The organism is Enterococcus hirae ATCC 9790 (assembly GCF_000271405.2).
GTDB lineage: Bacteria > Bacillota > Bacilli > Lactobacillales > Enterococcaceae > Enterococcus_B > Enterococcus_B hirae.
This window is the reverse complement of record NC_018081.1, coordinates 587,501-601,364: the sequence shown is the minus strand read 5'-3', so window position 1 is coordinate 601,364 and position 13,864 is coordinate 587,501. Positions and strand designations below refer to the sequence as shown.

At 36.3% G+C, this 13,864-nt stretch carries 9 protein-coding genes, 1 rRNA gene and 1 pseudogene; 6 read left to right on the top strand and 5 right to left on the bottom strand.

The genetic code is table 11. The features are described from left to right. Positions 1 to 421: 421 nt before the first annotated feature. Entirely contained in the window at positions 422 to 1,609 is a 1,188-nt protein-coding gene (locus EHR_RS02965; protein WP_010720222.1) for an AI-2E family transporter, read from the bottom strand. A gap of 294 nt (positions 1,610 to 1,903) precedes the next feature. Between EHR_RS02965 and EHR_RS02960 the strand changes: the two genes are divergently transcribed. Further along, positions 1,904 to 3,421, top strand: a complete 1,518-nt coding sequence (locus EHR_RS02960; RefSeq protein ID WP_010736949.1) for a zinc ABC transporter substrate-binding protein AdcA — start codon at positions 1,904 to 1,906, stop codon at positions 3,419 to 3,421. A 103-nt stretch (positions 3,422 to 3,524) separates the two neighbouring features. On the opposite strand, the pseudogene EHR_RS02955 reads toward EHR_RS02960, so the two are convergent. The 3 genes and pseudogenes from EHR_RS02955 to EHR_RS02945 form a co-directional block, all read right to left on the bottom strand. Further along, a pseudogene (locus EHR_RS02955) lies at positions 3,525 to 4,253 on the bottom strand (LytR/AlgR family response regulator transcription factor). A gap of 12 nt (positions 4,254 to 4,265) precedes the next feature. Further along, complete coding sequence (locus tag EHR_RS02950; RefSeq protein WP_010736951.1) at positions 4,266 to 5,543, bottom strand: sensor histidine kinase; 1,278 nt, start codon at positions 5,541 to 5,543, stop codon at positions 4,266 to 4,268. 140 nt (positions 5,544 to 5,683) lie between these two features. Next, positions 5,684 to 6,286, bottom strand: a complete 603-nt coding sequence (locus EHR_RS02945) for an accessory gene regulator B family protein (RefSeq protein WP_010736952.1) — start codon at positions 6,284 to 6,286, stop codon at positions 5,684 to 5,686. A gap of 259 nt (positions 6,287 to 6,545) precedes the next feature. On the opposite strand from EHR_RS02945, the gene EHR_RS02940 reads away from it, so the two are divergent. Next, positions 6,546 to 6,776, top strand: a complete 231-nt coding sequence (locus EHR_RS02940) for a hypothetical protein (protein WP_010720217.1) — start codon at positions 6,546 to 6,548, stop codon at positions 6,774 to 6,776. A gap of 127 nt (positions 6,777 to 6,903) precedes the next feature. Here EHR_RS02940 and EHR_RS02935 read toward each other — a convergent pair whose 3' ends face one another. Continuing rightward, on the bottom strand, positions 6,904 to 7,593 hold the full coding sequence (locus tag EHR_RS02935; protein WP_010736953.1) for a YoaK family protein: 690 nt from the start codon (positions 7,591 to 7,593) through the stop codon (positions 6,904 to 6,906). 177 nt (positions 7,594 to 7,770) lie between these two features. On the opposite strand from EHR_RS02935, the gene EHR_RS02930 reads away from it, so the two are divergent. The 4 genes from EHR_RS02930 to EHR_RS02910 all read left to right on the top strand — a co-directional run bounded on the left by EHR_RS02930 (position 7,771) and on the right by EHR_RS02910 (position 13,724). Next, entirely contained in the window at positions 7,771 to 10,002 is a 2,232-nt protein-coding gene (locus tag EHR_RS02930; RefSeq protein ID WP_014834312.1) for an ATP-dependent helicase, read from the top strand. Between the two features lie 198 nt (positions 10,003 to 10,200). Further along, positions 10,201 to 10,605 carry a Spx/MgsR family RNA polymerase-binding regulatory protein gene (locus EHR_RS02925; protein ID WP_010720214.1) on the top strand — a complete coding sequence of 135 codons (405 nt, stop codon included), beginning with the start codon at positions 10,201 to 10,203 and terminating at the stop codon, positions 10,603 to 10,605. Positions 10,606 to 10,626: 21 nt separating this feature from the next. Beyond that, a complete protein-coding gene (locus EHR_RS02920; protein WP_010720213.1) occupies positions 10,627 to 10,977 on the top strand; it encodes a Spx/MgsR family RNA polymerase-binding regulatory protein in 351 nt (116 codons plus the stop codon). Positions 10,978 to 12,164: 1,187 nt separating this feature from the next. Further along, positions 12,165 to 13,724: ribosomal RNA gene (locus tag EHR_RS02910) — 16S ribosomal RNA — on the top strand. Positions 13,725 to 13,864: the final 140 nt, after the last annotated feature.

The window sequence follows — 13,864 nt, the reverse complement described above, 5'->3', positions numbered from 1 at the left end:
GGAATAATCTATTGTTTTACTCGGTAAAATTCAGGAAATCAAGACACAGCCATTGCTTGTGCGATTTACATTACCAATGAGCCCTGAATCAATCAATCAGTGGTCAATATAGAAATAACGGATAAATTGCTTATTTTGGAAGAAGGCAATTATACTATTTCAGTAACAGGTCACTTCAATAAACGGAATCACTTAGTCATTGAATCGATATAAATCAAAAACCCCAATCATTTTATGCGATTGATGAGCATACAAAAGAAGAGCTGCACTCTTAAATGTGGATTGCAGCTCTTGTTGTTTTACATAGAAACAGGAACAAAGGTCTGTTTAGTAGAGACTGGGACAATAGTCTTCTTCAGTAAGAAAAATAAGCTTGATCGTCCTAGTCCCTCGTTTTTTTGAGAGGTGTTCCAGACTTTCTTTACTCTTTTTCAAAGTAGTCTTTTTCCGAAAATTCTGCTTTTTGGTAGACACCCTGATCGCCATAATACTTGTTGTAGCGTTGTTTGAACTTTTTAAAAGTAAAGACAACCAATAATTTGATCAATGTGTAGATGGGGATCCCAAAAATTACACCCATGAGTCCTAGTAAATCACCCATCACTAATAAAACAATCAAAATAGTGATTGGATGGACTTGAAGGCGATTGCCCATAACTCGAGGGATAACTAAGTCCCCATGAAGTAATTGGACGATGAACCAGACCAAAACAAACTTAATTGCCATGAATGTCGAATCTTGGAAAGCAATAAACAATCCAGGAAAGAAGGCAATAAATGGTCCAATGTAAGGAATGATACATAAAATCCCAGCTGCGATTGCTAGTATGCTTGCAAATTCTAAGCCGATCAATAAAAATGTGACCCAATAAACAGCTCCTAAGATGAAAGAAGCAATGATTTGCCCTTTTAAGAAATCACCTAATTGTTGATTGGCGATTTTAGTCAATGTGCGAAAATCTGTACGGAACTTGGGTGGTACGATCCCTAACACAGCTTGATAAAATTTCTGAGGATCTCTTAATAAGAAGAACGCAATGATTGGACCAGTAAACAATGTAATAAAGGTAGATGTTACTGCTGAAAAGATATTCCCGATACTTTGTGCGCCACTTTCCCAATAATCGCCAATAAACGAGGCAAAATTAGACGTCCAATCATCAATCGATGAAAAGAATTGATCGAATGTGTCCGCAAAAGGTGTTTGCGCTAGGAAGTTTTTCAAAGTTTGTATAAAATCGTTGAACAAATCAGGAAAACTAGTCATTAGTGTTTTGGCTTGTTGCTCCAAGAAAGGAACTAACCAAACACTCCCTAAGCCGATCAAAAATAAAATAATGACATAAACAATAGTAACAGATAAATTTCTAGATAGTTTTCGACTCAAACGTTTGATCAACGGGTCTAGTAAATAATATAAAACTAACGCAAATAGTACTGGAGCGAGTGTCGTCGCAAAAATCACAAAAAATGGTTTAAAAATAAAACCGATCTGCTGAAAAAAATAGATCACTAAAGCTAACATAATCAACAACCCTAATACATAATAGGAAGTTGTTCCTCCTAGAAAACGTATCAGACGAGACTGATCTTTAGAATTATTCTTCAATTTGTTACTCCTTTCAATGTACTAAATCGCTCTAAGTTCAAGATAAAAGTAAAAGGAAATTGTTTTTTACCTATCGGGAACGTCAAGCTGATTTATCTTATTATAGTCGGAACTAGTGACAAAAAGAAAATGATACTGTTCAGAAATGGCTAGAAAATAAAAAGAAATAGTTTTAAGAAAACGCTTGACTATTTATTTAGCGATATGATAAATTAAATCCTGTTGCTAAAACGTAAAGATTACGATTTGGTAACTTTAATCGTAAAATGAAAGAAGATGAAGGAGTGTCGTCAAATGAAGCGTTTGGTTTATTTATTAGGGATAGTAGTTACTGTTTGTATACTTGCCAGTTGTGGCAATCAACAAGAAGCCGCGAACAAAAAAGAAAAATTGCAGGTGATGACGACTTTTTATCCAATGTATGATTTCACGAAAGAAGTAGTTGGAGATGAAGGAGAAGTTGAGTTATTGATTCCTGCTGGGACAGATTCACACGACTATGAGCCATCAGCAAAAGATATGGCAAAAATTCAAAATGCGGATGTCTTTGTCTATAACAACGAAAATATGGAAACCTGGGTACCAGCAATCCAAAACACATTGAAAGAGGGGAATGTGTTAGCAGTCAAAGCGACTGAAGGGATGTTGTTGTTACCGGGTAGTGAAGAAGGACATGACCATAGTCATGGCGAAGCAGGGCATTCTCATGAATTAGACCCGCATGTTTGGTTAGCTCCAAGTTTAGCAATGAAACAAGTAAAAAGTATAAGGGATCAACTGATCACAAAATACCCCGATAAAAAAGAAGCCTTTACTAAAAATGCGGAGAATTATTTAGAAAAATTACAAGAACTTCATCAGAGTTATCAGGATACCTTAAGTAAAGCAAAACAAAAATCTTTTGTTACCCAACATGCCGCATTCAACTATTTGGCATTAGAGTATGGACTGAAACAAGTGTCAATAGCTGGCTTATCCTCAAGTGAGGAGCCTTCAGCCGCAAGAATTGCTGAATTAAAACAGTTTGTAAAAGATCATGGGATCAAATATATTTATTTCGAAGAAAATGCTAAAGACAGTATCGCTAGAACTCTAGCAAATGAAGCCGGCGTTTCTTTGGCTGTCTTGAATCCTCTAGAAGGTTTAACGAAAGAACAACTTGCAAATGGTGAAAACTACGTAACCATAATGAAAGAAAACCTCAAGTCATTACAAAAAACGACAGATACAGTGAATCCACTGGAAGCCACACTGACACCAGAAAAAGAAAAAAATGTATATAATGGTTACTTTGAAGATTCAGCTGTGAAAGACCGCAAATTGTCCGATTGGAAAGGGCAATGGCAAACGGTCGATAACTATTTAGCTGATGGAACCTTAGATCCCGTATTTGAGTATAAGGCAAAAATCGATCCAAAAAAATCAGCAAAAGAGTACAAGGATTATTATACCGTCGGATACCAGACGGATGTCGAAAAGATCAAGATTGACGGAGATCGAATGGCATTTACTTTTAAAAATGGTGAGACGAAGCAATCATCTTACCGATATGCAGGTAAAAGAGTTTTGAATTACGCTGCAGGAAATCGAGGCGTACGCTACTTATTTGAAGCAGTAGAGCCAGAAAGTGGCGCTTATCGATATGTACAATTCAGTGATCATTCGATTGCACCAACAGATTCGGAACATTTTCATATCTATTTAGGGAATGAAAGTCAAGAAAGTTTACTGGCAGAAATGGATCATTGGCCAACTTTTTATCCAGTGGAGATGAGTGGGCAAGAAATTGCGCAAGAAATGCTGTTACATTAAACTACAAAATAGGAACAAGAAAAGATAAATAAGAAAAAATGAGCAAAACAAACAGACGAGTTTTGCTCATTTTTTTGTTTGTTTTTGGGGAGAAGTCTGAGATTTACGAGATCAATTTTTTTAAACCACGTACAGAAGCCGGAATCACTTCGCCATTTGCTAACGTGATTTCACGAGTTTTTTTGTTGATCGTACGGACATTTTGAGTATTGATCACGTATGATTTATGGCAGCGGATAAAATGACGGTTCATTTTCTATATTTCTTTGATTTTATCATAGAACTGCATTTGCGCATGAGTCAAATGAACCTCTAATTTATGTGGCGTTCCTGGGGAAGTAGAGAAATACTGGATATCTTTGATCGGAAGAAATTTTATTTCATCGTTAAATTCGATTTTAAAAATATCTTTTTGTAAAGGAGTCGCTTTGACATCTTCAAAGATCTTACTTAAAATACGTTCCACATTTTCTTTTAAATCAAAAATATCTTCTTTGATAATATAATCAGTCGGTTCAATATTACTCTTTAAGATAGACATTGAAAGATCCGTATGAGAAGTAACATAAATAATTTTTCCTAAAGGATCTAGATCTCTTACGCGTTTTCCGATCATAATACCATCTAGATCGCTATCTTTTAATTCAATGTCTAAAAAATAAATACCAAAAGATGAGGTTCGTACTCTAGCTGCTTGAAGAAGTTCAATTGGATCAGAAGTGGCGATATGGACATAACTATCCAAATTCTCAATCATAATTCGATTTTTGATCACTGCTGAAATTACTTCCAACTGTTTCGTGTCATCTTCGCAAATATAAATTGGAATCATACGAATACTCCTTTATTTTGTTTGTATATAGATTGTCTGAGAAAAACGTTGATTCTCAATAGATGTCTCTAAAAAGATATAAGGATTGGCCTTTGACAGCTCATCCAAAATGAATAAACCGAGTCCTTCGTTTTTAGGATCTTTTTTTGTTGAAAAACCTTTTTGTTTTAATTGATTTAACGGAAGTGTATTCATCGTTGTATTGATGACACGAATAATCACTGAGTTTTTCTTTTTTAAAACAAAGAGTTCAATTTTCTTCTTTTTAGTAATTAAAGCTCCTTCAATCGCATTATCTAAAATAATACCTAACATTCGGACGATGTTTACTGTGTGTTTTTTCTTTAAAGTGATCTCTTCTGGAATAACAAGATGCACGGATAATCCTTTTTCTTGTGCCATCATTAATTTCAAAGACAATAAGCTTCTTATTTCAGGAATTTTTATGTTATCTAACAGACTAAGGTTTGCTGGGAAAAGATCCATCATTTGACGAGTGGGTAAGATATTTTGATTGTAGTACTTACGTAATCCCTCCAGGTCACCTTCAGCAAGATAACTATTCATTGAAAAAAGCAAGTTTTGATAATCATGCTTGAATTCTCTAAGGTCTTGATAGTTTTTTTCTAGATCACGGATGTAATCTTGTTGCATTTGCATACGCTGTTCTAACAATTGGTCTGCCATTTTTCTCTTTGAAATTTTCCAATAATAAATGAGGATAAACAGCCCGCCACAGAGATAAAGAATGAAAAAGCCAGTGTTGATAGTTAAAATTTGGGGAGTCTCGCCAGAAAAACGTGTATAAAAGATAACGATATAATAGGTAAATAACATCAACGCGCCAACGGTTCCAATCATTCGGCGATCCAAACCATGAAAATTTTCTAAGGCTTTTTTAAAGGCTAAAGCAAGTAAGATCGATAACGTCGCAGAAATGACGATATGAATATACTGCAAGGAATCTCCTGGTTCAATGACAGCAGATTTCAAAATAAAAAAATCGCTGATGCTCGTCAAATGGTCTCCTAAAAGCGAAGTAAGCAATCCCCAAGGAAGAGCATAAACCAGTTTTTGCGGGGAAGTAGAAAAGAAGAAGAATGTTAGCATCAGCATACCTATAGCAAATAAAGCAGTAAATATCCCAAATAAAGGATACATAAAACCTAACAAGACACAAGAGATTAAAATAGTGGTAACGAATAAGTATTTCTTTTTAATTTGGTGTTCAATGAGTAATACACAAATTGTGTAAATTAAATATTGCAAGGCTATGGACCACAAAAACATAAAGTACAGCTCCCATTGATTTTTACCAAATTATAGCATATTTATTGAATTATTTTTTTAATTTTTCAGGGATTTTAAACTCTGAACTCATACCAAAGCAGCATCCAGACACAAAGAAGTCAGACAAATTAGTAAGTTGTTTAATGATTGTTTTTTTCATAGAAAATTCCTCCAAGATTCATTATATAATTCGTAATTGGAAGCAGCGTAGCTATTTCTAAAATAATTCCGAGAAGCAAGTAAGTAGAAAAGTAAGAATTAGCGAAAAATAAAATAGTTATTGCAAATAGAAGAAACATGAAAATTGCTTTTTTTAACAGTGGTGGGCGTTTTTCAGGTTCAATGGGATTGATTGCTGTACCTTTTGATCCATAGCGAAGCAACAATAAGAAACAGATGATCAATGAAATGACCTTCAGTGGGGAAGAGATGGTCACATCAAAGTGTTTCATTAAGAGGGGAACGCCCCACAAATAAAGCAAAGTCCATAGTAAACAAACAAATTCAGAATCAGAATGAAGTCCGTAAGCATAGCGACGGATACAAATATAAGAAAGAAAGGTCAATCCTGTTTCGACCCAAGAACCGGTTATTAAAGAAAATACTAAAACAACGGCCAATTTGCCAAGGTTATTCATTAATACATCAAGGGCAAATTTTACTTGGAGATAAACCATTTCATCTTCTATTTTTTCACCACTGAATAATGTGTCTAATATTCTATTTACAACTTTATTTTTCATCCAACGTACCTCCAATAACGATTTTATTCTAAATTTGTTAAAAATAGTGTTTCGATTCATAAAAGGTTGTTTTGACATCAAAACCGTAAAAAAAGATCAAAAAATTCAGTTAGATCTTTCTTTTTTGAGTATTTTATAAATGGCAGATAAAAAAAGTGAACGGTTTTGACATGAAAAGGGCTTTTTATGATTTTTATGTGTTCTCTGCCTAGAAGTGTGTTAAAAATTGATTGACTTAAAAAATATTGGAGGAACTATCATGGGGAATGAACAAGTAATGGAGAAAATGGATGAGCAATTATTTGAAGTTGGTGAAACAGGTGCTTTTGTTTCAGATTTATTTGAAGCACCTATCAAAGGAGAAATTGAAAAAGTTTATGAAAACAGCGTGATGATCCGGGTCATCAAATGTGCAGTAGAAGATAATGAAACTGCCGACAGTTTGCATTGGCAGCTTGTTGTTCGAAAATCAAGTGCGATAATGGAATGAATAAAAATAAACATAAACACAACAAATAGGCTGAGGTACTGTCCGAGTATCCTGTAAATCAGTCTATTTGTTGTGTTTTGAAGTATAGTGATTTTTTAGTTGGCCATTAAAGTGAACACGCTTGTCCTTATTTTTTGGATAAGACTATATGACGTTGGTAAAATTTCCATACTTGAATGCTTTGAACAATTGCTATGATTAAAAATAAAACAGCCACTAATAAAATAGCAAAATGCCCAAATAAATGGTGGCAAAAAACGAGAACGCCTGCACCACTGATGAAAGCCAGAACAACTGTCAGAAAATGGAAAAAACGATCGAACGCTGCTTTTTCTTTTGTGACAAGAGAATCGTATAAGTTAGTAGCAACTCCTTTTAGATTCCCCGTAGTAAAAAGATTAGTATAAGCTCGTCCATCGATTTTATCAAAAGCGACCCATTGAATAGCTGCTGTAAATGCAATCATGATGGTTACGATGGCTGGGTGGATACTGATTGGAGTCAGACTGACTAAGAAAAAGATAATTGCTTCGTAGTAAAGAACATACAAACGCCAATAGTGTTTTTCTTTCTTTTTGAAATAATCAATCAAAAATTTTGTCAGTAAAATCCCTAAAAAAAAGAAGACAGTAGAAAGTATTTTTTTTCCAACGCTAATCCATTCACCATCGAAAGCTTGGATGATTGCTAAGACAATATTACCCGTTTGTGCTGAAGCAAATGCGTTATATTGAATATATGTATAACTGTCCATTGCGCCACCGATAAAGGATAATAAAAGTCCGATTGTCCGTCCTTCATGAAATGAAGTACTCATTTATATTCACCTTCAAATTAATATATTTGTCTTTTTTATTCTATCATATTGGTTATATGTTTTTGATATTTTATAGATAATTTTCAGAAAAGGTCAGTGTTTGCTAAAGTCATTTTAATTTTTAGAAAGGTCTGTTAGTATAAAAGAAAAATATTGACCATTTATATATAGAAAGATGTGAAAACAATCAATCAAGGGAATGAAAAAGAAATACTTCGCTTACAAAGAGAAATCAGTCATTGGGAAAAAAGATATGAGAAGCTCCAACAAATTTTCCGGATGCAAGAAGAGATCATTGCAAGCTATGAAGCAGCTTATGGTGAAGCACCTGGGCTGATTGAGGAAGAAAAAGAAACGAATAATAGTCATTCATTTTTCGATATGATGGAAAAGCGCTCCTACAATCGTTTTAATTACGAGCAAAAAGCAGCGATTACTTACAATATGGAAAAAAATCTAAGGATCATTGCAGGAGCGGGAAGTGGGAAGACCCAAACAATTTGTGCAAAAGCTGTCTATTTAATGACTGAAAATCAGGTAGATGAGCAACGGATATTGATGATCACTTTTACGAGAAATGCTGCGAATGAATTGAAAAAGCGAGTAGATAATTTTAGCCAACGGAAGACCAATGTTCATATAGGAACTTTTCATAGTATCTTTTTTCGTTTGTACAATGATATTTGTCGCCAATTCCCAGAAGTAGTCACTGAAGGGATACAGGGAGAATTTTCAAAAGAGACCTCATACAAAGTCAGTGGACTAATACAACAACTTATTCGTAAGTATAATTTATATGCTTTTGATCAATATGGAGAAAAAAATTTGGCGGCACGTCTTGATTATTGGCAGAATATGAACTTATCAATAGAAGAAACGCGAGTATTGATAAAAGAAAACTTTGACTTTATTGAACCGAATGCAACTATGCCGATTTCCGAAAGAATGACCCACTTCATGCGAGAACTGCAAGCACAAAAGAAAGAGCAACATCTTTTTGAATTCAATGATGTTCTAAGTAATTTAAAACAAGCCTTGCAGAACGAAGAAATCAGAAACTTCGTGGGACAAAAATATGATTATTTATTTATTGATGAATTTCAAGACACGAATCCTTTACAGTGGGAAATTGTTCGCCTGATCACGAAGGAAACACCAATGAAACTTATTGTGGTCGGTGACGATGATCAAAGTATCTATGGGTTTCGAGGTTCGGAACCTTCTTATATTAAAAATTTTGACCAAGAGTACGCAACGAAGACGCTTTTTTTATTAACCAACTATCGTTCACGTGCCACCATTGTTCAAGGAGCGAATCGCTTAATTACTTTTAATAAAAATGATCGTATCCAAAAATCAATGATTCCAGCTAAGAAAGAGGCGGGGATTATGCAGGCGCTAGCTTTTGATGACATACAAGCTGAAAGTCGCTGGATCATTGAACAAATCAAAACATTGATTAAACATAAAGGAAAATACAAAGAATCAATCGTTTTATATCGGTCGTTAACGCAAACCCAGCAATTAGTCCAAGACTTGTTACAGACGGATATCCCCTTTGTGCTAGAAGCAGATGGCCCATACGAAGGGATATTTGGGATAAAACTATTTCAACAGTTCTATCAAAGGATTCTTTACTGGCAAAATGCAACTACTTATCAAAAAAAGACACAAGGTTATCAACAAGTACTCTATCAGTTAATGATTAATTGCTATTTCAAGAAGGCTGAATGTGAGGACTATTTTTCTAAACGAAATAAAGTAACAGATATTGTGGAATATATCCTTTCTGTAAAGCCGCATTTAAAAACAAAAGAAAAAGAGATTCATCGGTTTGTAAAGGACCTTCATACTTTTGATAAAAATGGCGGAAAAGGTTTTGATCGTTTAATTCAAAGCTACCTTAAATTAAGTCGACCAACTAAAGAAATAGACGGTAGTGAGCGTGAATGGTTGTTAGGAACGCTCAAACAATTTCCAACATTAGAAAAAATCAACCATTTAGAAAAAGACATCCAAGCAGTTGCGAAACAACTAAAAACTCGTTTAATCGCTTACCGACAAGGAAAACTTGATGCTTTATGCATTCAAAGTATTCATAGAAGTAAAGGCTTAAGCTATCGCAATGTTTTTTTAGTTGGTTGTAATGAAGGAGCTATTCCTTACAATGGTGCCTCTGATAAAGCAGCCATTAGTTTGGATAAGGTCAAGGCAGAGCATGTGACAACAGTCGAAGAAGAACGCCGTCTTTTTTATGTAGCAATGACCCGAGCAAGGAATCGTCTCTATTTGTGTATACCTTTGATGAAGGGGACGAGAAAATTGAAAACTTCTAGATTTATTAGAGAAACAGGTTGTAAAATTAAAAAATACATGTTTAATCACATAAAAAACGATATTATTAGGTAAAAAATACTAATAATGTCGTTTTTTTATGTGTTTTTCTTCTTTTTTTATACAAAATAAATTAAGTTTTTTCATATAAACACAGGATTAAAAGGGTTTAATAGCAAAGAAGAATAAATTTTCTGAATTTTAATAGCTAATAATTGGTGTTTTTTATAACTTTCAGTTAGAATGGGATTATAATTAAAAAGGAGTGAGAGAATGATAAAAGTATATACTTCCCCTAGCTGTACTTCTTGTAGAAAGGCAAGAGCATGGTTGCAAGAAAATCGTTTAGATTTTGAAGAAAAAAATATTTTTGCAGAGCCGATATCAGAAAATGAAATACGTGAAATTTTAGCAGCCACTAACGGAGGCGTTGAAGACATTATCTCTACTCGCTCAAAAATATACGAAAAATTAGCTATTGACTTCAACGAGCTCACATTAAAGCAAATGATCGTCCTTTTTAAACAATATCCTTCTTTACTAAGACGTCCGATCTTAATTGATGAAAAAAGAATATTGATCGGTTTTAATGAAGATGAAATTCGTTCGTTTGTTCCAAGAGAAATTCGTTCAGTTGCAAGAAGAATGATTTATATGCAAAACAGTATCTTCAGTTAAATTTAAAAAAGGAGGAATCTTGTGAAGGTATACGGGTCGGCGCATTGTGTGACGTGTCTAAAAGCAAAGCAGTGGTTAGAAGAACATCATCTCTCTTATCAGTTTATTGATTTAGATCAAAGAGAGCTAACCGTTAAGGAAGCAAAAGAATTGTGTGGGTTTGAGAATGTTCACGCGGAACGACTGTTCGCCACTTGGTCACAAGGTTTCAAAAATCTGGAAATTGATTTATCTACTATTAATGAACAACAATTGATTGTTTTGTGTAGAACACATGGAGAACTAATCAGACGTCCGCTGATTATTTTTGATAATGTTTTATTTGTTGGGTTTAATGAGGAATTAATGGAGAAATTAATTGCAAGCCAATAAATACAGGATGACCTCAGTGGCAAAAAAACGAAATAGTCGGTTAGAGGAGATGGATGGCTATTCATTTCCTTTTTTTGTGAGTGATCTTTTCTAAAAGAAACTTGTCTCGGTCTCTTCTATTATCTCTAAAAACGAATAAACGGTGTTCAAGAAGCAACTCCTCAACAATAAGCGATGATTTTCTAAAATATGAGGAGCTATTTTAAAAAAATCCTCTCTTATTCGCTCGGAGTTGAACGCTTCTTTCACAGCCTCTTGCTTTAAACGGTATTCAAACATCAGCTCCTTGAAATAAGCCTGAATTTTTCAAAACATGAGAAGCTGTTTCAAAAAATTCTTTCTTATTGTCATCAGAGCTACCCGATGTTTTCACGACCTCTGATTCACGGTGAGACAAAAGCAGCATCTTCGGAAATTTCTTCTTATTTCTTGATGCTGCTTTTGTCTCAACCTCATTGATCAACGGGAAAACGATGAACGCTCATCAATGGGGCAACTGTGTGGAGTAACCAAAGATGTCATAAATGGACAACAGCTGAAAGAAGTCTTACGGTTCGATTATCTGGATAGCCAGAATCAGTAGAATGACTATGGCTTATTTAATATAGAAAAGCTGAAACCAAGAGTGATAACCTATACCAAAGGTTTAAATACTTATTGACATGTGTAAAATTACATGGTATATTCTTTTTTGTTGTTTTTAGTTACTCGTTTTAAAAAAATGAAGTAATAAAAAAGATTCAAAAAGTTCTTGACGTGTGAGTTATCACATGATAAGATAACTGAGTCGTTAAAAACCGACAGCTTATGAAGCTTGATTTCATCGAAATAAACTTCAAAAAAGTTGTTGACAAATAACAAACGGTGAGTTATGATAAATGAGTTGCTGAAGCGTTTCTGAAAAACGAAGTCAAAAAAACTTTTAAAAAATAGTTGACAAACAAATGTCGATCTGTTATGATATAAAAGTTGCTACGGCAATATCGAATGATTAATCGCTAGCTCGTTAAGAAGTTTCAACTTTAAATCAAGCAGCATTAATCAAGTAGACCTTTGAAAACTGAACAAAGCAAAGACAAACCAAATGTGTAGGGCGTCTTGATTGATTCAAGACAACAAACATTTTTAACAAGCAAGCAATATGCTAGCAAACAATTGAGCTTAACAATCGCAAGATTGTTCGAACTTTTTATGAGAGTTTGATCCTGGCTCAGGACGAACGCTGGCGGCGTGCCTAATACATGCAAGTCGAACGCTTCTTTTTCCACCGGAGCTTGCTCCACCGGAAAAAGAGGAGTGGCGAACGGGTGAGTAACACGTGGGTAACCTGCCCATCAGAAGGGGATAACACTTGGAAACAGGTGCTAATACCGTATAACAATCGAAACCGCATGGTTTTGATTTGAAAGGCGCTTTCGGGTGTCGCTGATGGATGGACCCGCGGTGCATTAGCTAGTTGGTGAGGTAACGGCTCACCAAGGCGACGATGCATAGCCGACCTGAGAGGGTGATCGGCCACATTGGGACTGAGACACGGCCCAAACTCCTACGGGAGGCAGCAGTAGGGAATCTTCGGCAATGGACGAAAGTCTGACCGAGCAACGCCGCGTGAGTGAAGAAGGTTTTCGGATCGTAAAACTCTGTTGTTAGAGAAGAACAAGGATGAGAGTAACTGTTCATCCCTTGACGGTATCTAACCAGAAAGCCACGGCTAACTACGTGCCAGCAGCCGCGGTAATACGTAGGTGGCAAGCGTTGTCCGGATTTATTGGGCGTAAAGCGAGCGCAGGCGGTTTCTTAAGTCTGATGTGAAAGCCCCCGGCTCAACCGGGGAGGGTCATTGGAAACTGGGAGACTTGAGTGCAGAAGAGGAGAGTGGAATTCCATGTGTAGCGGTGAAATGCGTAGATATATGGAGGAACACCAGTGGCGAAGGCGGCTCTCTGGTCTGTAACTGACGCTGAGGCTCGAAAGCGTGGGGAGCAAACAGGATTAGATACCCTGGTAGTCCACGCCGTAAACGATGAGTGCTAAGTGTTGGAGGGTTTCCGCCCTTCAGTGCTGCAGCTAACGCATTAAGCACTCCGCCTGGGGAGTACGACCGCAAGGTTGAAACTCAAAGGAATTGACGGGGGCCCGCACAAGCGGTGGAGCATGTGGTTTAATTCGAAGCAACGCGAAGAACCTTACCAGGTCTTGACATCCTTTGACCACTCTAGAGATAGAGCTTCCCCTTCGGGGGCAAAGTGACAGGTGGTGCATGGTTGTCGTCAGCTCGTGTCGTGAGATGTTGGGTTAAGTCCCGCAACGAGCGCAACCCTTATTGTTAGTTGCCATCATTTAGTTGGGCACTCTAGCAAGACTGCCGGTGACAAACCGGAGGAAGGTGGGGATGACGTCAAATCATCATGCCCCTTATGACCTGGGCTACACACGTGCTACAATGGGAAGTACAACGAGTCGCAAAGTCGCGAGGCTAAGCTAATCTCTTAAAGCTTCTCTCAGTTCGGATTGTAGGCTGCAACTCGCCTACATGAAGCCGGAATCGCTAGTAATCGCGGATCAGCACGCCGCGGTGAATACGTTCCCGGGCCTTGTACACACCGCCCGTCACACCACGAGAGTTTGTAACACCCGAAGTCGGTGAGGTAACCTTTTGGAGCCAGCCGCCTAAGGTGGGATAGATGATTGGGGTGAAGTCGTAACAAGGTAGCCGTATCGGAAGGTGCGGCTGGATCACCTCCTTTCTAAGGAATATTACGGAGACTACACTGTTTGTTTTWYACTTTGTTCAGTTTTGAGAGGTYTACTCTCAAARATATATTTTTGTTCATTGAAAACTGGATATTTGAAGTAAATTAGTAATACAAACCGAGAACACCGCGTT

What these genes read in the sequence shown, in the direction of transcription:
- EHR_RS02950 (WP_010736951.1), bottom strand. Translation starts at nt 5,543, where the DNA reads ATGTTTTTGTGGTCCATAGCCTTGCAATATTTAATTTACACAATTTGT.
- EHR_RS02940 (WP_010720217.1), top strand. Translation starts at nt 6,546, where the DNA reads ATGGGGAATGAACAAGTAATGGAGAAAATGGATGAGCAATTATTTGAA.
- EHR_RS02945 (WP_010736952.1), bottom strand. Translation starts at nt 6,286, where the DNA reads ATGAAAAATAAAGTTGTAAATAGAATATTAGACACATTATTCAGTGGT.
- EHR_RS02960 (WP_010736949.1), top strand. Translation starts at nt 1,904, where the DNA reads ATGAAGCGTTTGGTTTATTTATTAGGGATAGTAGTTACTGTTTGTATA.
- EHR_RS02925 (WP_010720214.1), top strand. Translation starts at nt 10,201, where the DNA reads ATGATAAAAGTATATACTTCCCCTAGCTGTACTTCTTGTAGAAAGGCA.
- EHR_RS02935 (WP_010736953.1), bottom strand. Translation starts at nt 7,593, where the DNA reads ATGAGTACTTCATTTCATGAAGGACGGACAATCGGACTTTTATTATCC.